Origin of the sequence: Paenarthrobacter sp. NEAU-H11 (genome assembly GCF_050573415.1) — a bacterium.
GTDB lineage: Bacteria > Actinomycetota > Actinomycetes > Actinomycetales > Micrococcaceae > Arthrobacter.
On sequence record NZ_JBNZGA010000021.1, the window covers coordinates 1 to 19,673 of the forward strand.

At 67.4% G+C, this 19,673-nt stretch carries 20 protein-coding genes; 15 read left to right on the forward strand and 5 right to left on the reverse strand.

Translation table 11 applies throughout. The features are described 5' to 3' along the window. Nucleotides 1-88 precede the first annotated feature (88 nt). The 3 genes from ACQ3DC_RS19245 to moaA form a co-directional block, all read right to left on the reverse strand. Nucleotides 89-1,717, reverse strand: coding sequence for an HNH endonuclease (locus ACQ3DC_RS19245; protein ID WP_430752970.1), 1,629 nt, complete (start codon nt 1,715-1,717; stop codon nt 89-91). Between the two features lie 301 nt (nt 1,718-2,018). Further along, a complete protein-coding gene (locus tag ACQ3DC_RS19250) occupies nt 2,019-2,285 on the reverse strand; it encodes a MoaD/ThiS family protein (RefSeq protein ID WP_157238589.1) in 267 nt (88 codons plus the stop codon). Between the two features lie 5 nt (nt 2,286-2,290). After that, nucleotides 2,291-3,424: a GTP 3',8-cyclase MoaA gene (gene moaA, locus ACQ3DC_RS19255; RefSeq protein WP_430752971.1), complete on the reverse strand. Its 1,134-nt coding sequence runs from the start codon at nt 3,422-3,424 to the stop codon at nt 2,291-2,293. 255 nt (nt 3,425-3,679) lie between these two features. Between moaA and ACQ3DC_RS19260 the strand changes: the two genes are divergently transcribed. From ACQ3DC_RS19260 to ACQ3DC_RS19290, 7 genes are all read left to right on the forward strand, one after another. Continuing rightward, a complete protein-coding gene (locus tag ACQ3DC_RS19260) occupies nt 3,680-5,239 on the forward strand; it encodes a molybdopterin-dependent oxidoreductase (protein ID WP_430752992.1) in 1,560 nt (519 codons plus the stop codon). Nucleotides 5,240-5,262: 23 nt separating this feature from the next. Further along, complete coding sequence (locus tag ACQ3DC_RS19265) at nt 5,263-6,540, forward strand: molybdopterin molybdotransferase MoeA (protein ID WP_430752972.1); 1,278 nt, start codon at nt 5,263-5,265, stop codon at nt 6,538-6,540. Beyond that, nucleotides 6,528-7,022 (forward strand): cyclic pyranopterin monophosphate synthase MoaC, encoded by a 495-nt coding sequence (gene moaC, locus ACQ3DC_RS19270; RefSeq protein ID WP_321215863.1) that lies wholly within the window; start codon nt 6,528-6,530, stop codon nt 7,020-7,022. The genes ACQ3DC_RS19265 and moaC overlap by 13 nt, the downstream gene beginning before the upstream one ends. Beyond that, nucleotides 7,019-7,549, forward strand: a complete 531-nt coding sequence (locus ACQ3DC_RS19275) for a MogA/MoaB family molybdenum cofactor biosynthesis protein (RefSeq protein ID WP_321215864.1) — start codon at nt 7,019-7,021, stop codon at nt 7,547-7,549. Before moaC ends, ACQ3DC_RS19275 begins: the two co-directional genes overlap by 4 nt. Further along, complete coding sequence (locus tag ACQ3DC_RS19280; RefSeq protein ID WP_321215865.1) at nt 7,539-8,012, forward strand: molybdenum cofactor biosynthesis protein MoaE; 474 nt, start codon at nt 7,539-7,541, stop codon at nt 8,010-8,012. The genes ACQ3DC_RS19275 and ACQ3DC_RS19280 overlap by 11 nt, the downstream gene beginning before the upstream one ends. 96 nt (nt 8,013-8,108) lie before the next feature. After that, nucleotides 8,109-8,879 carry a 4-hydroxy-tetrahydrodipicolinate reductase gene (gene dapB, locus ACQ3DC_RS19285; RefSeq protein WP_421092802.1) on the forward strand — a complete coding sequence of 257 codons (771 nt, stop codon included), beginning with the start codon at nt 8,109-8,111 and terminating at the stop codon, nt 8,877-8,879. Nucleotides 8,880-8,882: 3 nt separating this feature from the next. Then, nucleotides 8,883-9,362: a hypothetical protein gene (locus tag ACQ3DC_RS19290; protein ID WP_421092803.1), complete on the forward strand. Its 480-nt coding sequence runs from the start codon at nt 8,883-8,885 to the stop codon at nt 9,360-9,362. A 54-nt stretch (nt 9,363-9,416) separates the two neighbouring features. On the opposite strand, the gene ACQ3DC_RS19295 is transcribed toward ACQ3DC_RS19290, so the two are convergent. Beyond that, a complete protein-coding gene (locus ACQ3DC_RS19295) occupies nt 9,417-10,652 on the reverse strand; it encodes a heparan-alpha-glucosaminide N-acetyltransferase domain-containing protein (protein WP_323057599.1) in 1,236 nt (411 codons plus the stop codon). A gap of 84 nt (nt 10,653-10,736) precedes the next feature. Between ACQ3DC_RS19295 and ACQ3DC_RS19300 the strand changes: the two genes are divergently transcribed. From ACQ3DC_RS19300 to ACQ3DC_RS19330, 7 genes are all read left to right on the forward strand, one after another. Then, nucleotides 10,737-11,096, forward strand: coding sequence for a hypothetical protein (locus tag ACQ3DC_RS19300; RefSeq protein WP_370460360.1), 360 nt, complete (start codon nt 10,737-10,739; stop codon nt 11,094-11,096). A gap of 138 nt (nt 11,097-11,234) precedes the next feature. Beyond that, entirely contained in the window at nt 11,235-12,143 is a 909-nt protein-coding gene (gene dapA / locus ACQ3DC_RS19305; protein ID WP_157238585.1) for a 4-hydroxy-tetrahydrodipicolinate synthase, read from the forward strand. A 41-nt stretch (nt 12,144-12,184) separates the two neighbouring features. After that, nucleotides 12,185-13,876, forward strand: coding sequence for a ribonuclease J (locus ACQ3DC_RS19310; RefSeq protein WP_157238584.1), 1,692 nt, complete (start codon nt 12,185-12,187; stop codon nt 13,874-13,876). A 134-nt stretch (nt 13,877-14,010) separates the two neighbouring features. Beyond that, on the forward strand, nt 14,011-16,929 hold the full coding sequence (locus tag ACQ3DC_RS19315; protein WP_430752973.1) for a DNA translocase FtsK: 2,919 nt from the start codon (nt 14,011-14,013) through the stop codon (nt 16,927-16,929). Between the two features lie 23 nt (nt 16,930-16,952). Then, the gene (gene pgsA / locus ACQ3DC_RS19320; RefSeq protein WP_321215869.1) at nt 16,953-17,597 is read left to right on the forward strand and encodes a CDP-diacylglycerol--glycerol-3-phosphate 3-phosphatidyltransferase; all 645 of its coding nucleotides are present in this window, start codon (nt 16,953-16,955) and stop codon (nt 17,595-17,597) included. After that, the gene (locus ACQ3DC_RS19325) at nt 17,594-18,073 is read left to right on the forward strand and encodes a CinA family protein (protein WP_157238582.1); all 480 of its coding nucleotides are present in this window, start codon (nt 17,594-17,596) and stop codon (nt 18,071-18,073) included. The genes pgsA and ACQ3DC_RS19325 overlap by 4 nt, the downstream gene beginning before the upstream one ends. A 167-nt stretch (nt 18,074-18,240) precedes the next feature. Then, nucleotides 18,241-18,693 (forward strand): helix-turn-helix domain-containing protein, encoded by a 453-nt coding sequence (locus ACQ3DC_RS19330; protein ID WP_043793869.1) that lies wholly within the window; start codon nt 18,241-18,243, stop codon nt 18,691-18,693. A gap of 78 nt (nt 18,694-18,771) precedes the next feature. Here the strand turns inward: ACQ3DC_RS19330 and ACQ3DC_RS19335 are convergent, their stop codons facing one another. After that, on the reverse strand, nt 18,772-19,305 hold the full coding sequence (locus ACQ3DC_RS19335; RefSeq protein ID WP_157238581.1) for a MarR family winged helix-turn-helix transcriptional regulator: 534 nt from the start codon (nt 19,303-19,305) through the stop codon (nt 18,772-18,774). 40 nt (nt 19,306-19,345) lie between these two features. Between ACQ3DC_RS19335 and ACQ3DC_RS19340 the strand changes: the two genes are divergently transcribed. Then, entirely contained in the window at nt 19,346-19,570 is a 225-nt protein-coding gene (locus ACQ3DC_RS19340) for a DUF3046 domain-containing protein (protein ID WP_321215870.1), read from the forward strand. Nucleotides 19,571-19,673 lie beyond the last annotated feature (103 nt).

The following is a 19,673-nucleotide window of genomic DNA, read 5'->3' on the forward strand; positions in this document are numbered from 1 at the left end:
TTCTGATCGATGATCTCTCCCGTCACAGGATCGATCATCACCCCTGCCATCTCGGACGTGGACTCTGACACGGCCGTCTCCTTTCGGATCAGGCCGGACTCCACACACCGTTATTCAGACAGTCCCGGAGCCCCGGGGGTTCAGCGGCAAGGAGTCCAGGCGGCCAGTGGGGTGGTTCCCAGTCGTGGTGTTCGGGCTTGTAGTGGCGGCCGGTGGGTGAGGTCCAGCCGGGTGGCTGGGTTTTGGTGCCGGGGGTGGGTTTCCAGCGGCTGTTGTGTTTGAGGCGGTGGTGTTTGGGGCAGAGTTGGGCCAGGTTGCTGATTCCGGTGGTTCCGCCGTGGTGCCAGGCCTGGAGGTGGTCTGCCTCGTTGTCCGAAGTCCGGTTGTTGCAGCCGGGGAAGGTGCATTTTCCGTCGCGGAGGCGGAGTGCTTGTTTCATGGCTTTGGTGAGACGGTAGCTGGTGCGGCCGATTTCCAGTGGCGCACCGTCGCGCGGGTCCACCAGGACGCGGTGGAACGAGGCGGCGCCGTCAGCGACGAGTTTGCGGGCCATGGAAGCGGGGATGGGCCCGTAGCCGTCCAGGTTTGCGGGTTCGTCGGTGAGGCCGAGGAGTGAGAACACCGGGACGGTGACCAGGACGTCCGCATTGGGCACCGGAACGTCGGCAAGATCGGCGCACGCGCTGTTGACGTCAGTGGCAGCGCCGGCAGAGGCATCCCCGACAGTTGGTCCCGCGGCATCTGTGCTGATGGTTGCGGCATCTGCTTGGTCATTGACGGACAGGAAAGCCAGCCCTACAGGGGCGTCGGTGCCCTCTACAGTGCTGTGTTCCGCCGTGCCGGTTTTACCTGGAGTGCCTTCCTGTGCGTGGCTAAGGGCTGGTCCCGCGCTGAGGAGCAGGTGGGCGGCGACGTCTGGCCGCAGTTGCGTGAGCGTCCGGGGCTCATTGGGGCCTTGGAGTCCGCGGGCGAGGGCGGTGGTGCGGTTCCAGATGGCGGATGCGGTGCTGCCGGGCAGGTAGAGCGAGAGCCAGGCCATGCCGTCGCGGTCCGGGGCGTATTCCATCCGCCGGTCCGCAGCACATTTGCTGTGGCGCTTCTCCAGGGTCTCGGGGTGGTGGCGTTCACGCCAGCCGCGGACCTTGGCGCGGAACCGGTTAGGTACGAGTTCACCGGCGGCGGCTCCGCGGGCGGGCTTAGGTGCGTCGGGGTCGAGGAAGTGCGCAACGAGGGCGGCCGCGCCGGTAGGGCCGAGGGCATCGGCTTCGTCGACGAGGATTTTCGCGTGCTGCCAAGTGATGGTCCCGGCCGCCAGGGCGTCCATGGCCAAGGGCAGGGTGGCAAGTTGGCGGGCCTGGGTGACGAGGGCCCCGGCGGCGGGGGAGCTGAGGGCCAGGACCCCGGCGATTTCCTCAACCGCCGACATCTCGGCGTAAGTCCGTTCGTGCACGGGCGCGTCCGGCGGGGTCATGGCGTGCTGGATTCCGACGGCCTCTGCCGCGTCCCCGGCCTTTACGGCGGCGATCTGCGCCTCGAGTTGCTTCGCCACGGCCATCCGCTCCAGGCGGAGCTCATAGCGGCGCTGCAGCACATCAACCCCGGCGGCGGCACCACCGCCGGCTTCCAGGGCGGAATCTTCGAGAAACAGCGCATTCAGGCGGGAGGTGGAGGCCTGAATGCCCTCCATCGCTGGTGCCGTGCCCGCGCCGTTTCCCATATCAGCATCATCTATTGAGGCACTGACATTCTGTCCGGGCCCAAGTCTGGGAGCGGCTGACGGGCGGACGTGCGCAGCATGGACGGCAGGAAACAACGCCGTAGCGCTGATCATCTCACCTGTCGTGTCTGTGTCCACGTGGATATCATCCATCGAGGCACCGACATTTTAGGGCGTGTGGGTGCGGGTGTGCTCGTGGGTGCGGGTCCAAGTGAACGCGGAGTGGCGTGTCCCGCCGAGCTGGACACCGCAGACGCTACCTGGTCGCCTACGACCACTAGATCCGGTAGGACTCGATCATCTAGCCCCCGGCGAACGGAGGCAGCACATCCACTACGTCGTCGGCCTTCAACACAACCGAATGATCGCGCACGGCGACTTCATTGAGGAGGAAGCTGCTCCGGGACAGGATGCGGGGCAGCGGAGGAGTGCCGGTGGGCGGTTCAGGGCGCTCGACTGCCAGGACAGCCTCCAAGAGATCCGCAACAGTGGAACCCGCCGCCAGGTTGAAGCGCTCTTCCTCGACGCCGGAGGCAGCGCGTGCGGCAGCGAAGTAACGTACGTTCAAAAGTTTCAGCCCCCGATGGCGCTCATGCTGCGGTCCGGCTGGACGAAGTCCGGAGCATCGAGTCCCACGTGGTCCATTCCGTGGGCTTTGGGCTTAAGCCACATGGCGTCCTGCCAGCGCTGGGCGAGTTCGCCGTCGCCGGCTCCCGAACGCAGGAGCCCCAGCAAGTCAATCTCTTCCCGGGAGAACAGGCAGCTCATGATCTTGCCCTCGGCGGTGATCCGGGTCCGGCGGCAGTCTGAACAGAACGGTTCCGTCACGGAGGCGATGATCCCCACCGTGCCCAGGGCCGGGCCGGACAAAACGTCGGAAACAGACCCCGCCTCCCGCCGTCGTACTTCAAAGCGCTCCGCCGGGGCGCCGTCACGGGCGCGGGGGTCGGGGCTGAGGACAAAGTCGGACGAGAGCAGCCCACGGATCTCGGCGGCCGTGATCATGTTCCGACGCGTCCAGCCATGGTCTGCGTCGAGCGGCATCTGCTCGATGAACCGCAGCTCGTAGCCGCGCTCCAGCGCCCATGCGAGCAATGACGGCGCCTCGGCATCGTTGATACCGCGCATCAGGACGGCGTTGAGCTTGACGGGGCCAAGACCTGCCGCCCATGCGGCATCCACCCCGGCCAGCACCTGGTCCAGGAACGGCCGGCGGGTCAGCTGGGTGAAGGTTTCCTCGTGCAGCGAATCCAGGGACACGTTGATCCGGGTCAGGCCGGCCGCCTTCAATGCAGCGGCTTTCTTCGCCAGCCCCACACCGTTGGTGGTCATTGAAATGGGCAGCCCGGGATGGTTCCGGCGGAGTGAGGCAATGATGTCAACCAGGTCGTGCCGCACCAGCGGTTCGCCACCGGTCAGGCGCAGTTCGCGCACACCCAGCTGGTCCACGCCGATCCGCACGATCCGCACGATTTCCTCCGCGGACATCACTGCCTGCTTGGCGAGCCATTCCAAACCTTCGGCGGGCATGCAGTACGTGCAGCGGAGATTGCATTTGTCCGTCAGGGACAGCCTCATGTCCGTGGCCCGGCGGCCGTACCGGTCCACGAGTCCGGCAGCAGCGCCGGCGGGGCGGGCCGCCGGGACGGACGGCAGCGCTGCGCCCGCTTCCTCCCGTGGCTGCGGCATGCCTAGCTGGACACTCATGGACTCAGGCTACGCCACGATGGGCTCTGCATCACACCCGGGACGGTGCGGGCAGGGCAAACAGAATGTGTGGCCGGCAACGGGGACGCGGGTATCCGGCGAATCTATGCTGGAGATGTGGACAGCTCCCAGCCAGGGCAGGCAACGCACGACGGCGGGACACGGCTTCCGGAGCGCCCGGCGCCTTCCCTGCGGCGTGGACGTGGGCGCGAGCAGCGGAACGGGCATGGGCAGGCGCTATGGCGCCGCGCGTGGCTGGCAGCCGCGGCGGGTGCGGTTGCGGTGGGCAGCGCCCTGGTCCTGGGGGAACTCTTGGCAGCGGTGTTCAGTCCGTCGCTGTCACCTGTGACTGCTGTGGGCGGTGCCGTCATCGATGCCGTTCCTCCCCGTGTCAAGGACTGGGCTGTGGCACTGTTCGGGACAGCGGATAAAGTTGCCCTCCTGGCGGGCATGGCGCTGGTCATCGCCGGATTCGCCGCGCTGGCAGGAGTCCTGGAGGACCGGCGGCGCTACGCCGGCGCCGCCATGGTTGGCGTCTTTGGCCTGGCCGGCCTTGCGGCCGTCCTGACCCGTGCCCAGGCCAATGCCAACGCAATGAGCCTGGCGGTGTTCACCGCCGTCGTTGCGGTCGTCCTGCTTCGGTTCCTGGTCCGCATGCTTCAGGAGTGGGGGAGCCAGGCGGCGGAGCCCGACCCAGCCGCGGAGCCCGCCCCAGCCGCGGAGCCCGCCTTAGCAACCCCCGCCCCGGCCCGCCGCCGCTTCCTGCAGGCTTTGGCCGGGGGAGCAGCATTCACGGCAGTCGGCGGCGTGCTCGCGGCAGCCTGGCGCGGTGCCGCCGCCGTCGTCAGCGAGGCCCGGGGCCGCGTGGCCCTGCCGGCTCCCGCGTCAGCGGCTCCGGCCATACCGGCAACTGCCGAGGCTGGAGTCGAGGGCATCACCCCGCTGGTCACCCCGAATGCCGACTTTTACCGCATCGATACCGCACTGTCCGTTCCCGCCGTCGATCCCGCCACCTGGGTCCTGAGGGTCACGGGAATGGTGGACAGGGAGGTTGAGCTGTCCTTCGCCGATCTCCTGGCCAAACCCCTGGTTGAACGCCATGTCACCCTCGCCTGCGTGTCCAACAACGTGGGCGGCGACCTTATCGGCAATGCGCGCTGGCTCGGCTGGCCGGTCCGCGAGCTCCTCGCACTGGCAGGCCCCCGGCCCGGCGCGGACATGGTCCTGTCAAGGAGCGCCGACGGCTGGACCGCAGGAACGCCCCTTGAGGTGCTCAGCGACGGCAGGGATGCGCTGCTCGCCATTGGAATGAACGGCGAGCCGCTGCCCCTTGAGCACGGCTTTCCCGTGCGGCTGGTGGTGCCCGGACTTTACGGCTACGTCTCCGCCACCAAATGGGTCACCCAACTCAAGGTCACCAGGTTCGCGGATGACGTCGCCTACTGGACACCCCGAGGCTGGTCGGAGCGGGGTCCCATCAAGACCTCCTCGAGGATCGATGTGCCGCGTGGCGGGCGCCCCGTGAAGGCGGGAAGGGTGCTGTTCGGAGGCGTGGCCTGGGCGCAGCACACCGGCATCGGGAAGGTGGAGCTGAGGGTGAACCGGGGCCCGTGGCAGCAAGCTGAACTGGCGGAAGGAATCTCCCGGGACACCTGGTACCAGTGGAAGCTGGGATTGGACCTGACGGAAGGGCAATACGAAATCCAGGTCAGGGCAACGGACCTTTCCGGCCAAGTCCAGGACGAGCAGAGCCGCCCTGCCGCCCCCAACGGAGCCACCGGGCTCCACACCATTAGAGTGGACGTGAAACCCTGAAGGCTGACACTGAAGGCGGAACCATGACCAGCCCGCAACCGCATGGAACGCCTGTAGACCAGGCACTGCACCGTTCCCCGCACCACGCACGGTCCGCGGCTGGCCATGTGGCCGCCGTCGAAGATCTGTTGCGGCCCTTGCGGTCACCGGAGCGGACGGAGCGCCTGCCGCTGCGTGAGGCCCTGGGCCGGGGCCTGGTCGGCGACATCCCGGCTCCCATCAGCCTGCCGCCCTTCCCCAACTCCCAGATGGACGGCTACGCCGTCCGCTCCGCTGACCTGCCCGACGGCGGCGGAGAGCTGCGTGTTATGCCTCCCGTCCCCGCCGGTGCCAGTCCGGACGGACTAAAGCCTGGCATGGCCGCGCCGATCATGACGGGAGCCATGCTCCCGGACGGAGCCGACGCCGTCGTCCCCATCGAGCGGGCCGTTCCGGACCGGTTCCTGCCGCCCGCCGGGCAGGCAGCGGAACAAGCAACGGTGCGTCTGCCCCCGGCAGCGCCCGGAACGTTTGTGCGCGCAGCAGGCAGCGACGTCCTTGCCGGGGAGACGGCCTTGGCAGCCGGTACTTTCCTGGGGCCGGCCCAGCTGGGACTGTTGGCGGCACTGGGGATCCCGGACGTGACGGTCTACAAGGCTGTGACGGTCCTGCTGGTGACCACCGGCGACGAGGTGGTGGAGCCCGGCCAGGAGCTCCCCGCCGGCAAGATCTACGACTCCAATGGCACCCTGCTGGAAGCGGCCATGACGCAGGCGGGGCTGGTGGTCCGGCGGGCAGGCATTGCCACGGACAACCCGGACGCGCTGCGGGCGCTGCTGCGGGCCGAAGGCAGCGCGGCGGACCTTATCGTCACCACCGGAGGGGTCAGCAAGGGCGCCTACGAGGTAGTCCGGCAGGCCATGGAGGACCAGCCGGTGGAATTCCTCCATGTGGCAATGCAGCCGGGGGGCCCGCAGGGGATCGGCAGCTTCGACGGGCGTCCCTTCCTGGGCTTCCCCGGCAACCCTGTCAGCTGCCTGGTGTCCTTCGAGATGTTCCTCCGCCCGGTGCTTGCGGGTTTGCTGGGAACGCCCGCACCCCGCCTGCCCCTCCGCGCCCGCCTCGCCCACCCGCTCACGTCTCCCGAACACAAGCACCAGGTCCGCCGGGGAACGTTGCAGTCCGACGGGACGGTGGAGCTGCAGGGCGGGGAAAGCTCACACCTGATGCACGCGCTCGCGGGTTCCAACGTGCTGGTTCACGTCCCCGAAGGAGTGGCCGCGCTCGCGGCCGGTGCGGAGGTGGAAGTATGGATGCTGTGAATGCAGAACAAACCCCGGCCGCGCTGACGCACCTGCGCCAGGACGGCAGCGCCCAGATGGTGGACGTGTCCGCCAAAGCCGAAACCACCCGCGAGGCCACCGCCACCGCCACGGTCCACACCACCTCGGAGGTGATGGACCTGCTCGGCTCGGGCGGACTGCCCAAGGGGGACGCCCTGGCCGTGGCACGGGTTGCCGGGATCATGGCGGCCAAGAAGACCCCGGAACTGATACCGCTGTGCCATCCGCTTCCGCTGTCCAGGGTCACCGTGGACTTCGAACTTGGCGCCGCGACGGTTTCGATCCTCGCCACCGTGAAGACCCGCGGCGTCACCGGCGTGGAGATGGAAGCCCTCACGGCAGTCTCCGTTGCGGCGCTGAGCGTTTACGACATGATCAAGGCGGTGGACAAGCACGCTGTCCTGACGGACATCAAGGTGCTGGCCAAGAGCGGCGGCAAGAGCGGGGACTGGGCACTGTGACTACTCCCGGCACCATCAATGCTCCCGAGCCGCACCGGCACGGCGACGTGCAGGGCCGGAAGGCCGGCGTCGTGATCGCCTCCACCCGCGCTGCGGCCGGCATCTACGACGACGAAACCGGCCCCGTGATTACGGACTGGCTGACCGAACACGGCTTCGACGTGTTCCCGGCCATGGTGGTCCCCGACGGCGAGCCCGTGGGCGCAGCCATCCGCGCGCTCCTCACCCAGCACCCCGCCGTCGTCATCACCAGCGGCGGGACAGGCCTCAGCCCGGACGACCGCACCCCGGACGTCACCCTTCCGCTGCTGGACCGCGAGATTCCCGGCATCATGGAGGCAGTTCGCCGCGCCGGTGCCGCGAAGACCCCGCTGGCGGCCCTGAGCCGCGGCTATGCCGGCGCGGCCGGCAGTACCTTCATCATCAACCTGCCCGGATCACCCAAAGGGGTCATGGACGGACTGACCGTCCTGGACCCCGTGATCGGGCACCTCTGCGACCAGCTGGAAGGCGGACATGGGCACTGAAGCAGTTTTCGAGGTAGTCAACGCCGTCCTGAGCGCGGAGCCAATCTCCGTTGACCAGGCCATTGCGGCAGTGGAGAGCGACACTGCGGGGGCAGTGGTCAGCTTCAGCGGCGTGGTGCGGAACCACGACGGCGGCAAGCCGGTTGAGCGGCTCAGCTACAGCGCGCATCCCACGGCACACCAGGTGATGGCCGACGTCGTCGCGCGCCTTGCCGGGGAACAGGCCGCCGGAAGCGGAGACAGCAGCGTGCCCCCGCAGCCGGTGCGGATTTGGGCGGCGCACCGGATCGGCATGCTGGAGATCGGCGATCCGGCGCTGGTGTGCGCGGTGTCCGCAGCCCACCGGGGCCAGGCCTTCGCCGTGTGCTCTGAGCTGGTGGACCGGATCAAGGAACAGGTGCCCATCTGGAAGGAACAGTTCTTTACTGACGGCACGGTGGAGTGGGTCGGCGCCGGCAGCTGAGGCGTCCGCTGGTGCCGGCCGGCACCATGCTTCCTGCGAGGTAACGCACAGTCCCTGGTTCCTGTGCGGCGCGGCCCCACCGGTAGGCTTAACGGCATGACCGAACAACTCCCTGCTCCCTTGCCCGTTGCCGTGCTGGGCGCGAACGGGCGCATGGGCGCCGAAGCCGTAAAAGCCATTGAAGCCGCACCGGACATGAAGCTGGTGGCGGCCCTGGGACGCGGCGATTCGCTGGACCAGATCACGGCTGCCGGTGCCCGGTTCGTGGTGGACCTGACAGTTCCGGAAAGCACCGAAGCGAACGTCCGGTTCGCCGTCGAACACGGCATCCACGCTGTTGTGGGAACCACCGGCTGGGACGCGGGCAGGCTGTCCGCGCTGGAAAGCCTGCTGGCCGGCCATCCGGAGACAGGTGTCCTGATCGCACCGAACTTCGCCCTCGGATCGGTGCTGGCCTCCGCCTTCGCCGCCAAGGCCGCCAAGTACTTCGAATCAGTCGAGATCATCGAGCTCCACCACCCGGACAAGGTGGACGCACCCTCGGGCACGGCGGTCCGCACCGCCCAGCTCATCGCCGCCGAACGCGCTGCGGCCCAGGTGCCGCCCAGCCCGGACGCCACCACCAGCGAACTGGCCGGAGCACGGGGCTGCGACGTTGACGGCGTAAGGGTCCACAGCGTGCGCCTCCGGGGGTTGGTGGCGCACCAGGAAGTCCTGCTGGGCGGTTCCGGCGAGCAGCTGACGCTGCGCCACGATTCGTTCGACCGCGCCTCCTTCATGCCCGGCGTCCTGCTGGGCGTCCGCAACGTGGCGACACACCCCGGACTGACCGTAGGCCTGGACGGCTACCTGGACCTGGGGCTCTAGGCCATGAACGGGCTGCTGGCCGGCTTCCGGAAGAACCGCACCAAGATCTGGGTGGGAGCAGTAACCCTGCTGCTGGTCTTCTACCTGGTGGTATCCTTCCAGCGCTCCATCCTCCTGCTGACGGACAGCAACCTAGCGGCGCAGGCTATCGGTGCGGCGTACCTGGTGCTGCCCGCCATCGGTGCATGGGCCCTGATCCGGGAGCTGATGTTCGGTGCCCGCACGGAGCAGATGGCCAAGGTCCTGGAGGCGGAGGGCGGACTGCCGGTGGACGAGCTGCCCCGCACGCCGGCCGGCCGGATCGTCCGGACAGCCGCGGATGCCGAGTTCGAGAAGTACCGTTCCGAGGCTGAGGCGGCTCCGGATGACTGGCGCTCCTGGTTCCGCCTGAGCTGCGCCTATGACGCCGCCGGCGACCGGAAACGCGCCCGCGCTTCCATGCGGGACGCCATCAAGCTCTTCCGCGGGAACGTTCCCGCCTAGGAGCCCCCGGCCGCCCGGTGCCCGCTTGTTGAGCACAGCTAGTGCTGAGCACAGTTACCGGATGGACCGAGGCTCGCCCCGGCCCGCCCGGTTCGCGGCATGTCCCAGCCATTCCAGCGGCCCCCGCCACTTCAGCAGCACGAACACCATGCCCACAATTACTGCGGTGGCGGCATGAGCGAAGTACATTCCGTCCTCCGTCCAGCCGGCCGGCAGCGGTTTGAGGTAGAAACCGGAGACCACCCAGACGTGGACTGCGTAGAGGCTCAGGGTCATCGCTCCCGCACCGCGCAGCGGCAGCAGCAGGTCCAGGTCCACCCACTCGGCCAGCCGGCCCAGCAGCAGGCATGCCCCGATGACCGCCACAGCCACGCCCGACGTGTGCAGCAGGTCCAAGGTGGTGGCCGAGTGCGGTGCGGCGGACGCCAGCCACCACCAGGACCCCTCCTGGGGGATACCCGTCAAGTTCACCTGCAGGATGCTCTCCAGTGGATACCCCGGTGAATTCAGCAGCTCCTCCAGTGCAGCCCGGCCGCCCCAGCTTTCCATTGCCGTAACACCCAGGGTCTTGGCCAGGACTGCGACGATAGTGCCCCCTACCAGCAGCACCACCGGGACCATTGCCCTGCCCAGCACCAGCCTGCCCACGATGAGTCCGACGAGCAGGTATGAAAGCCATTGGAACACAGGGTAGTAGCCGGTGAAGAACAGGTCCGCCAGCAGGCTTGCCGGTGTTGAGAGGTCCTCCCAGGAGGGGTTGTGGCCCAGCTGCATCGGCGGTTGGGCGGCGAGGAGCCACGGGCGCAGCAGGTATGCCAGCACCGGTGACCCCAGGACCCAGCCGCCGGCCCAGGCGCAGAGCTGCTTCAGCGCCATTCCCAGGAAAGGCAGGACACACAGGAACAGCACCGCGTAGTGGACCAGGATGATGGCCAGGTTGACTTCCAGCCCGCCCAGGGAAAGTCCGACGGCGGCAATCACCAGGGCGCGCAGGGCAACGCCGCGGCGGGCGGCGGCCAGGTCAGGGCCCTGCAGCGGCTTGTGCTTTCCGGTGGACAAGGCCAGGCCCACCCCCGCAAGTACCGCAAACAGTGCCGCAGCCCGGCCCGAGAAGGTGAGGCCAATCCAGGTGGGGGTCAGGTCCGCGTTCGACTCGAAGGTGGGAAGCAGGTGGGTGGCCATCATGCCCAGCAAAGCCAGGCCACGGGCAGCGTCGATGCCGTGGAGCCGCGCCGTAACGGGCCGCCCGGCAGTCTTGCGGGACGTTCTTGCCGGGGTACGGGACGTCATGACCAGATCGTCTCATACCTGGCTGTGCCGGAGCTGTCAGGAAACTCCTTGTATTCGAATATGTGTTCGAATAATATGGGCTGCATGCACACTCCATCATCCGGAATTCCCGCCCATGAGTCCGGCAATGCAGGGCTCATGAAGGCCATGAGTCCAGGGGTTGTTGACTTCCTGTTCCGCCAGCTGGTGGCGGGCCGGCCGCCCGAGGATGTCGAATGGGAGCAGGAAGGCATCAGCCTTGCAGCCCAGCCCGAGGGGCCCGAGCTGGCCCGCCGCCTCGCGGAAGCGGACCTTGACGCACTGACCCCGGTGGAACTGTTCCACTATGTCCGGGCCGCCCAGCGGCTTGCCTCATGGGCGGAGGAGCTGCGGCAGGCCGCCGTCGGACGGTATTGCGGCCCGCCGGCAGGGGCGCCCCGCTCCGCAGGCCGGCACGCTCCCTGACTGCCCCGAATGCGGTGCGGGGGAGGTGCCGGGGAAGGGGGAGGAGCCGCTGGCGCCGAGGTGCGCGGCCGCCTGTTTGACGTGCATCACGCTCCCGGCATTGTCCTAACCAGCCGCTGACAGGGTAACGTTTTTTCCATGGCTGACAATTCCGCGCATCTCCCTGCCCTTGGTACTCTTCTGACCGCCATGGTCACACCGTTCACCAAGGACGGCGCAGTGGATTACGAGCAGGCCGCTGAACTGGCCAGCAAGCTGGTGGATGACGGCTGCGACGGCCTGGTGGTCACCGGAACCACGGGCGAAACATCCACCCTCACCGACGAGGAAAACCTCGGCATGTTCCGCGCCGTCAAGGACGCTGTCGGCGGCCGCGCTGCCATCATCGCCGGCACGGGCACCAACGACACCGCCCACTCGGTGCACCTTTCCCGGCAGGCGGCGGCCCTCGGCGTCGACGGCCTCCTCCTGGTGACGCCCTACTACAACAAGCCCAGCCAGGCCGGGGTCCGCGCCCACTTCGAAACGGTGGCCTCCGCCGTCGACGTGCCCGTCATGCTGTACGACATCCCCGGCCGCTCCTCCATCGCCATTGAGCCGGACACCATGATCCGGCTGGCGCAGCACCCGAACATCGTGGCAGTCAAGGACGCCAAGGCCGACTTCGTCGCCGCCACGCGCGTCATGGCCGAGACGGACCTCCTCTTCTACTCGGGCGACGACGGACTGACCCTTCCGTGGATGGCCCTTGGCGCCGTCGGCCTGGTGGGCGTCACAACCCACGTGGCCACGCGCCGCTTCCGCGAGCTCATCGACGCCGTCAACGCGAACGATCTCAGCACTGCCCGGAAGATCAACTTTGAACTCCTGCCAGTGGTCCGGGCCACCATGACGCGGGTCCAGGGGGCCGTTGCGGCCAAGCAGATTCTTAAATGGCAGGGAGTCCTGCCCAACTCGATTGTCCGTTTGCCCCTCGTGGAGCCGGACGAAGCCGAGATCGAAACCATCCGCGGGGATTTGGCGGAAGCGGGGCTGGTCTTTTCCTGAGGAGTAAGACCAGCACCCTTCCGCCTGGAAAGTAGTGCAATATGACCCAAACTGCCCTCACCGGCCTTGTCACCCCTCCCCGCCTGCCGCAGGGAACCCTCCGGATTGTTCCGCTGGGCGGACTGGGGGAGATCGGCCGGAACATGGCCGTGTTCGAAATCGACGGCAAGCTGCTCATCGTGGACTGCGGTGTCCTTTTTCCCGAGGAGACCCAGCCCGGCGTCGACCTGATCCTGCCTGATTTCTCCTACATCGAGGACCGGCTGGACGACATCGTGGCCGTTGTCCTCACCCATGGACACGAAGACCACATCGGAGCCGTTCCGTACCTGCTGCGCCGCCGCAACGACATTCCGCTGGTGGGCTCGCAGCTGACCCTCGCCCTGATCGAGGCGAAGCTGCAGGAGCACCGCATCCGGCCGTACACCCTCACGGTCGAGGAAGGCCAGATCGAAAAGTTCGGCCCGTTCGAGTGTGAGTTCGTGGCCGTCAACCACTCCATTCCCGACGCTTTGGCCGTGTTCATCCGGACCGCCGGCGGCACCGTCCTGCACACCGGCGACTTCAAGATGGACCAGCTGCCGCTGGACGGACGCATCACCGACCTCCGGCACTTCGCCAAGCTCGGCGAGGAGGGCGTGGACCTCTTCATGTCCGACTCCACCAACGCCGACGTCCCCGGCTTCACCACTGCCGAGAAGGAAATCGGGCCCACGCTCGAAAGGCTCTTCGGCCAGGCCACCAAACGGATCATCGTGGCGTCCTTCTCGTCGCACGTCCACCGGGTCCAGCAGGTGCTGGACGCAGCTGCCAAGCACAACCGCAAGGTGGCCTTCGTGGGCCGCTCCATGGTCCGCAACATGGCCATTGCCGAGAAGCTCGGGTACCTGGACGTCCCGCCGGGCCTGATCGTGGACATCAAGAACGTGGACAACCTCCCGGACAACCGCGTGGTGCTGATGTCCACCGGTTCGCAGGGTGAGCCCATGGCAGCCCTGTCCCGGATGGCCAACGGCGACCACCGCGTGGTGGTGGGCGACGGCGACACCGTCATCCTTGCCTCCAGCCTCATCCCCGGCAACGAGAACGCAGTCTTCCGGATCATCAACGGGCTGCTCAAGCTCGGCGCCGACGTGATCCACAAGGGCAACGCCAAGGTCCACGTCTCGGGCCACGCCGCCGCCGGCGAACTTCTCTACTGCTACAACATCCTCGAGCCGCTCAACGCCATGCCGGTGCACGGTGAGACCCGCCACCTGATCGCCAACGGCAAGATCGCCATCGAGTCCGGCGTGCCCGAAGCCAGCGTCATCCTCGCGGACAACGGCACCGTCATCGACCTGAAGGACCACCGGGCTGACGTTGTGGGCCAGGTGGAAGTCGGCTTCGTTTACGTGGACGGCTCCAGCGTCGGCGAGATCACGGACGCCGACCTCAAGGACCGCAGGATCCTCGGCGACGAAGGCTTCATCTCCATCATCACCGTCATCCACCGCGCCACCGGCAAGGTGGTATCCGGCCCCGAGATCCACGCCCGCGGCGTGGCGGAGGACGACTCCGTGTTCGACGAAATCATCCCCAAGATCAACGCGGCGCTGGAGGAGGCGGTCCTCAACCACGCGGACCACACCAGCCACCAGCTCCAGCAGGTGGTCCGCCGCGTGGTGGGCACCTGGGTCAACCGCAAGCTCCGCCGGAAGCCGATGATCATCCCCGTGGTGCTCGAGGCCTGACACCAGCCTGCCTGCTCCGGCCCGCGCTCCCGTCCGACGGGGCCGCGGGCCGGACGCGTTTAAGGGCCGCGAACCGGCGGACCAGGGGGTCCAAATCCCCGGAAAACCAGCCCAACTCGGGTACCGTGGCTGGTATGGCCACTCGTACTACGTCCGCGCCCCATGGCTCCAGCAGGGGCAGCGCCGGAAGCAAAACCGGCAGCTCCTCCGGCCGCGGTTCAGGCTCCACGGCCGCCAAATCGGGGCGTGCCGGCGGCTCTTCCAGCACCGCGCGCACCCGCCAGCTTCCCGCCGTCGAGCACCACCAGCCGTGGCTGCTGCGCGTGGTGGGCGGAGCCTGGCTGGGAGTGGGCCACCTGGTGGGCGGAGGCGTGCGGCGCATCGGCCACGACGTCAGCGACCTCCCCGCGGAAGAACGCCGTGACGGCGCCGCCCTGTTCAACCTGGCCCTTGGCATCTTTATTGCCACCTTCGCCTGGTGGGGCCTGACGGGCTGGTTCCCGGACGCGGTGTACGCCGTGGTCAACGGCACCTTCGGGTGGATCTCCCTGCTTCTTCCGCTGATGCTGTTTGTCTGCGCGTTCCGGCTCTTCCGCCAGCCCTCGGACGGGCGGGGCAACAACCGGGTGGGCATCGGCTTCCTGATCATGACGTTCGCCGGCTGCGGACTGGCCCACATCCTCGGCGGACAGCCCACCGTCGCCGACGGCTTCGACGGCCTCCGCCAGGCCGGGGGCATGCTGGGTTTCCTCGCTGCGTCGCCGTTGGCCGCCATCCATCCCGCCGTTCCAGTCGTGTTCTACTCGCTGCTGGCCTTCATTTCCCTGCTGATCATTACGGCTACTCCGTTCACCGCGATTCCGCGCCGACTGCGCGCCGGCTACGAGCACCTGATGGGCATTGACCTGCTGGATGACCAGGACCGGGACGCCCATGACCGCAGCTACCTGGAACGGACCGCGCCCGCCACAGCGTCCAAGGCCCCCAAGAAGAAGCGCCGCTTCTTCGGCAAGGACGAGGAGGATGCCGACGCCGGACTGGAGGGCTATGTAGGGGACGAAGCCTTCGAGCACGCGGTGATCGACGACGATGACGCAAAGGGAGGCGCGGCGGCCCGCCCGGCGCCGGGAGTCCGGCGGCCCACCCAGGCGGAGATCGCCGTCGAGAAGATCAAAGCTGCCCAGGGCCTGGGCAGCGCGGCGCAGGGAGCGGCTCCGGCGGGGGAGAACGCAACCGAAGCCATCCCCATGATCACCCCCGGCATGTCCGCAGCCGCTGCCAAACCGGCAGCCGCCCCCACAGTGCCGTCCAACCCCGTGGCGCCCGCCCCGCCGCCGGTTCCCATTCCGCAGCGCACCGAGCAGCTGTCCCTCGCCGGCGACGTGACGTACACGCTCCCGGCATCGGACTACCTGACGCCCGGCTCCATCCCCAAGGAGCGCACGGAAGCCAACGACGCCGTCGTCGCTGCCCTGACTGACACCCTCCAGCAGTTCAACGTCGACGCCACCGTCACCGGCTTCAGCCGCGGCCCCACCGTTACCAGGTACGAGATCGAACTCGCCCCCGGAACCAAGGTGGAACGCGTCACCGCGCTGTCCAAGAACATCTCCTATGCCGTAGCCTCCAGCGACGTGCGGATCCTCAGCCCCATCCCGGGCAAATCGGCCATCGGCATTGAGATCCCCAACACGGACCGCGAGACAGTCTCGCTGGGCGACGTCCTGCGAAGCCAGAACGCCCGCCGGACGGACCACCCCATGGTGATGGGCGTGGGCAAGGATGTGGAGGGCGGCTATGTCGTAGCCAACCTCGCCAAGATGCCCCACCTCCTCGTGGCAGGCGCCACCGGTGCCGGCAAGTCATCGTTCGTGAACTCGATGATCACGTCCATCCTGATGCGCGCCACCCCTGACGAGGTGCGCATGGTGATGGTGGACCCCAAGCGCGTGGAACTGACCGCCTACGAGGGCGTGCCGCACCTGATCACGCCCATCATCACCAACCCCAAAAAGGCCGCCGAGGCACTGCAATGGGTGGTCCGCGAAATGGACGCGCGCTACGACGACCTCGCCAACTACGGCTTCAAGCACATCGACGACTTCAACAAGGCGGTGCGGGCCGGCAAGGTCCAGCCGCCGGTGGACTCCAAGCGCGTCATCCGGCCGTATCCCTACCTGCTGGTGATCGTGGACGAGCTCGCGGACCTCATGATGGTTGCCCCGCGCGACGTTGAAGACTCGATCGTCCGCATCACGCAGCTTGCCCGGGCGGCAGGCATCCACTTGGTCCTGGCCACCCAGCGGCCTTCCGTGGACGTCGTCACCGGCCTGATCAAGGCCAACGTTCCGTCCCGCATGGCGTTTGCCACGTCCTCCGTCACGGACTCGCGCGTTGTCCTGGACCAGCCGGGTGCCGAGAAGCTGATTGGCCAGGGTGACGCGCTCTTCCTGCCGATGGGCGCGTCCAAAGCCATGCGCGTCCAGGGCGCCTGGGTGACGGAGTCCGAAATCCACAAGGTGGTGGAGCACGTCAAGGGACAGCTCCAGGCAAGCTACCGTGACGACGTGGCCGCGGAGGCGCCGAAGAAGCAGATCGATGACGACATCGGGGACGACCTCGAGGTCCTGCTGCAGGCTACCGAGCTCGTGGTCACCACGCAGTTCGGCTCCACCTCGATGCTCCAGCGCAAGCTCCGCGTCGGCTTCGCCAAGGCAGGGCGCCTTATGGACCTGCTGGAATCCCGGGGCGTGGTGGGCCCGTCCGAAGGGTCCAAGGCCCGTGACGTCCTGGTGAAACCGGACGATCTTGCCCCCGTCCTGGCGGCCATGAAGGGCCAGGACGCACCCGCTGCGCCGGACTCGCAGACCGCAGCCCTGAGCGACAACGCCAACGCCAACATCGCCCGGGGCGGATACGCGGAAGACCTCGTGGCGGCGGACCTCGACCAGCGGAAGCAGAGTGCCGAATATTACGACGGCTCGGATTCCCCGCCCGGCGGCTACGACGACGAGGACGGCTCCGAAGATGCCTGGTCCCTCACCGGGCGCTAGCCCAAAGACTGTAGCCTAGGAACGTGACTAGCACCGATGCCACCGCGGCCGGCCCAGGCCGTGCCGGGGTCTGGAACCTTCCCAATATCCTGACCATGATCCGCATCGCGCTGGTCCCGTTCTTCGTGTGGTTCCTTATCGCGGACGCCCCGGGGCTGCAGAGCGCGTCCGGGCCGTGGCGGTGGGCGGCGGTCGCGGCGTTCGCCGTCGCCATCTACACGGACAAGCTCGACGGCGATATCGCCAGGAGCCGGAACCTGGTGACGGACTTCGGCAAGATCGCCGATCCCATCGCGGATAAGCTCCTCACCGGTTCCGCCCTGGTGATGCTCTCGGTGCTGGGCGAACTTCCATGGTGGGCCACACTGGTGATCCTGGTCCGCGAGTGGGGCATCACCGCGCTGCGCTTCTTCGTGATCCGCTACGGCGTCATCCCTGCTTCGCGGGGCGGAAAGCTCAAGACCGTTGTGCAGACTGCGGCCATCTTCCTGTACCTCCTGCCGCTGGGTGCCTTCGCTCCATGGCTGGCCTGGGTGGCGTTCGCCGTCATGATGGCGGCCGTGGCCATCACTGTCTGGACCGGCATCCAGTACGTGATGGAGGCACTGCGCCTTCGGGCGAAGGGAAAGCTGCAGGCACGCAGCAGCAAAGGACAGGAGCCGGCATGACCAACCTCCACCATCTGTCCGCGGAAGCAGTCAGGAAAGCCCTCGACACAGGACGCACCGTGGCCGCCGCAGAATCCCTGACCGCCGGGATGGTGTCCGCAGTCCTTGCCGACACGCCCGGCGCCTCCGGGATCCTGCAGGGCGGGGTGGTTGCCTACCAGAATTCGGTCAAGGAATCGGTCCTGGACGTCCCGGCCGAGTTGCTGGCCCGCGTCGGATCCGTCGACCCCGGCGTCGCCGCAGCCATGGCGGCCGGAGCCCGGACAGTCCTGCGCGCTGACATCGGCGTCTCCACCACCGGCGTTGCTGGGCCGGATGAGCACGACGGAAAGCCGGTGGGAACCGTGTATGTAGGCATAGCCACCGCCGCCGGGACGGAAGCCTTCGAGTATTCCTTCGCCGGCAACCGTGCCGAAATCCGCGGACAGGCCTGCGGGGCTGCCTTGGAACGGCTTCTGGAGGCCCTGTCCCGGTGAACCCGGCCGGCCGAAGTTACCCGGATGTAAAGTTGGCGGGAACAAAAGCCGGTACCGATTAGTTATTACATTGTGTCGCTTCCGGATAGCGGAGGCGCCTAGGATGAAATGACCACGACGGTTCGCGCCACCGCGGACCTGACCTATGAGGGAGCAAGGCGATACAGATGGTAAAGCAGCCCGTATCCGTTAACGGCGTTGTCCGCTGGAAGGATGTGGGCCTCGCCGATCAGGCTAAGAGCGAACAGAAGGAGCGCAAGATGGTTGTACTTCGTCACGAAATCGGTGATGTCCTGCGCGATGTCCGCCAGCGTCAGGGGCGTACGCTCCGTGAAGTCTCGCACAGCGCCCGTGTCTCCCTGGGTTACCTCAGTGAAGTGGAGCGCGGCCAGAAGGAAGCGTCATCCGAGCTCCTCTCTTCGATCTGCTCGGCGCTGGATGTCCCGTTGTCCAGCATGCTCCGCGAAGTGAGCGACCGTGTGGCAGTTGCCGAAGGCGTTGCCGTTCCGGACACCGTTCCGCAGGAGTTCTCCCAGCGTTATGGCCGCGACCTTGAGCGCGACCTGAACACTGAACTCAACGACGAACTTTCCACCGGCCTTCTTTCCGGCGCCCGGTAAGCGCGCCGCCGCAAGGCGGCCTTGGAAACAAGACACACTGAAGCCTCCGGCCGTGCCGGGGGCTTCAGTCGTATCCGCCTACGTGTCTTCCGCAGGGGCGGCCGCCGGCCCGTCCTTCGGGAACCCGTCACGCTCGTACGTGGAGTTCAATTTGGCCATGTACCGGGCCAGTTCTTCCAGGTCCTCCACCGGCCATTCGCCCAGGCGTTCACGAAACACCTGCCGCCGGGCATCCTGGACCTGGTGCATCTTTTCCTCACCCTTAGGAGTGAGCCGGATGGCCTGGGCGCGCCCGTCCAGCGGATCCGCCTCCTTGGACACGAGTCCCAGGCTCTCGAGGAACGCAATCTGCCGGCTGACGGACGGCTTGCCCACGCCAATGTTCATGGCCAGGTCGGTGAGCCTGATCGGGCCCTCCCTGCGGATCACCGTCAGCAGGCCATAGGCGGCCGGCTCCATGTCCGGATGGACCTGGCGGGAGAGTTGGTTGGAAATGGCCCGGGCGCGCCGCCAGAAGAGGCTGATCTGGTGCTCCACGTTCTGCAACGCGGCGTCCACGGTGGCTTCGTCGTGGCGGCCTTGCAGGGAGGGGACGTCGGGGGAGCTGCTCATGGCAACAATTCTAGGGTGCGGATCGTGAGAGACTTTTCTGGTGCGAATCAGCGATTATTGGCGGCTTATGGACGACGAATTCGGCGCCGGGTACTCGCGGGTCCTCAGCAGCACGCTTGTGCTGGCCGGGGTGGGCGGGCGCACTGCGGACCAGGCGCTGGCTGCCGGGGTGGAACCCCGCAAGGTGTGGCTGGCAGTCTGCGACGTCCAGGACGTTCCCGCCGAGCGCAGGCTGGGCCGGGACCTCAAGCCCCGCGCGAACTAGCCTGATTCTCCTGACACGCCGCGCTCCTGTTCGAATACCTGTTCGGGTAAAGCTATGCTTTTCATAGCGGGTTATCCACATAGCCGCCGTTATCCGGCCGGAA

What these genes read in the sequence shown, in the direction of transcription:
- ACQ3DC_RS19245 (WP_430752970.1), bottom strand. Translation starts at nt 1,717, where the DNA reads ATGGGAAACGGCGCGGGCACGGCACCAGCGATGGAGGGCATTCAGGCC.
- moaA (WP_430752971.1), bottom strand. Translation starts at nt 3,424, where the DNA reads ATGAGTGTCCAGCTAGGCATGCCGCAGCCACGGGAGGAAGCGGGCGCA.
- ACQ3DC_RS19265 (WP_430752972.1), top strand. Translation starts at nt 5,263, where the DNA reads ATGACCAGCCCGCAACCGCATGGAACGCCTGTAGACCAGGCACTGCAC.
- moaC (WP_321215863.1), top strand. Translation starts at nt 6,528, where the DNA reads ATGGATGCTGTGAATGCAGAACAAACCCCGGCCGCGCTGACGCACCTG.
- ACQ3DC_RS19280 (WP_321215865.1), top strand. Translation starts at nt 7,539, where the DNA reads ATGGGCACTGAAGCAGTTTTCGAGGTAGTCAACGCCGTCCTGAGCGCG.
- dapB (WP_421092802.1), top strand. Translation starts at nt 8,109, where the DNA reads ATGACCGAACAACTCCCTGCTCCCTTGCCCGTTGCCGTGCTGGGCGCG.
- ACQ3DC_RS19290 (WP_421092803.1), top strand. Translation starts at nt 8,883, where the DNA reads ATGAACGGGCTGCTGGCCGGCTTCCGGAAGAACCGCACCAAGATCTGG.
- ACQ3DC_RS19295 (WP_323057599.1), bottom strand. Translation starts at nt 10,652, where the DNA reads ATGACGTCCCGTACCCCGGCAAGAACGTCCCGCAAGACTGCCGGGCGG.
- ACQ3DC_RS19300 (WP_370460360.1), top strand. Translation starts at nt 10,737, where the DNA reads ATGCACACTCCATCATCCGGAATTCCCGCCCATGAGTCCGGCAATGCA.
- dapA (WP_157238585.1), top strand. Translation starts at nt 11,235, where the DNA reads ATGGCTGACAATTCCGCGCATCTCCCTGCCCTTGGTACTCTTCTGACC.
- ACQ3DC_RS19310 (WP_157238584.1), top strand. Translation starts at nt 12,185, where the DNA reads ATGACCCAAACTGCCCTCACCGGCCTTGTCACCCCTCCCCGCCTGCCG.
- ACQ3DC_RS19315 (WP_430752973.1), top strand. Translation starts at nt 14,011, where the DNA reads ATGGCCACTCGTACTACGTCCGCGCCCCATGGCTCCAGCAGGGGCAGC.
- ACQ3DC_RS19325 (WP_157238582.1), top strand. Translation starts at nt 17,594, where the DNA reads ATGACCAACCTCCACCATCTGTCCGCGGAAGCAGTCAGGAAAGCCCTC.
- ACQ3DC_RS19330 (WP_043793869.1), top strand. Translation starts at nt 18,241, where the DNA reads ATGGTAAAGCAGCCCGTATCCGTTAACGGCGTTGTCCGCTGGAAGGAT.
- ACQ3DC_RS19335 (WP_157238581.1), bottom strand. Translation starts at nt 19,305, where the DNA reads ATGAGCAGCTCCCCCGACGTCCCCTCCCTGCAAGGCCGCCACGACGAA.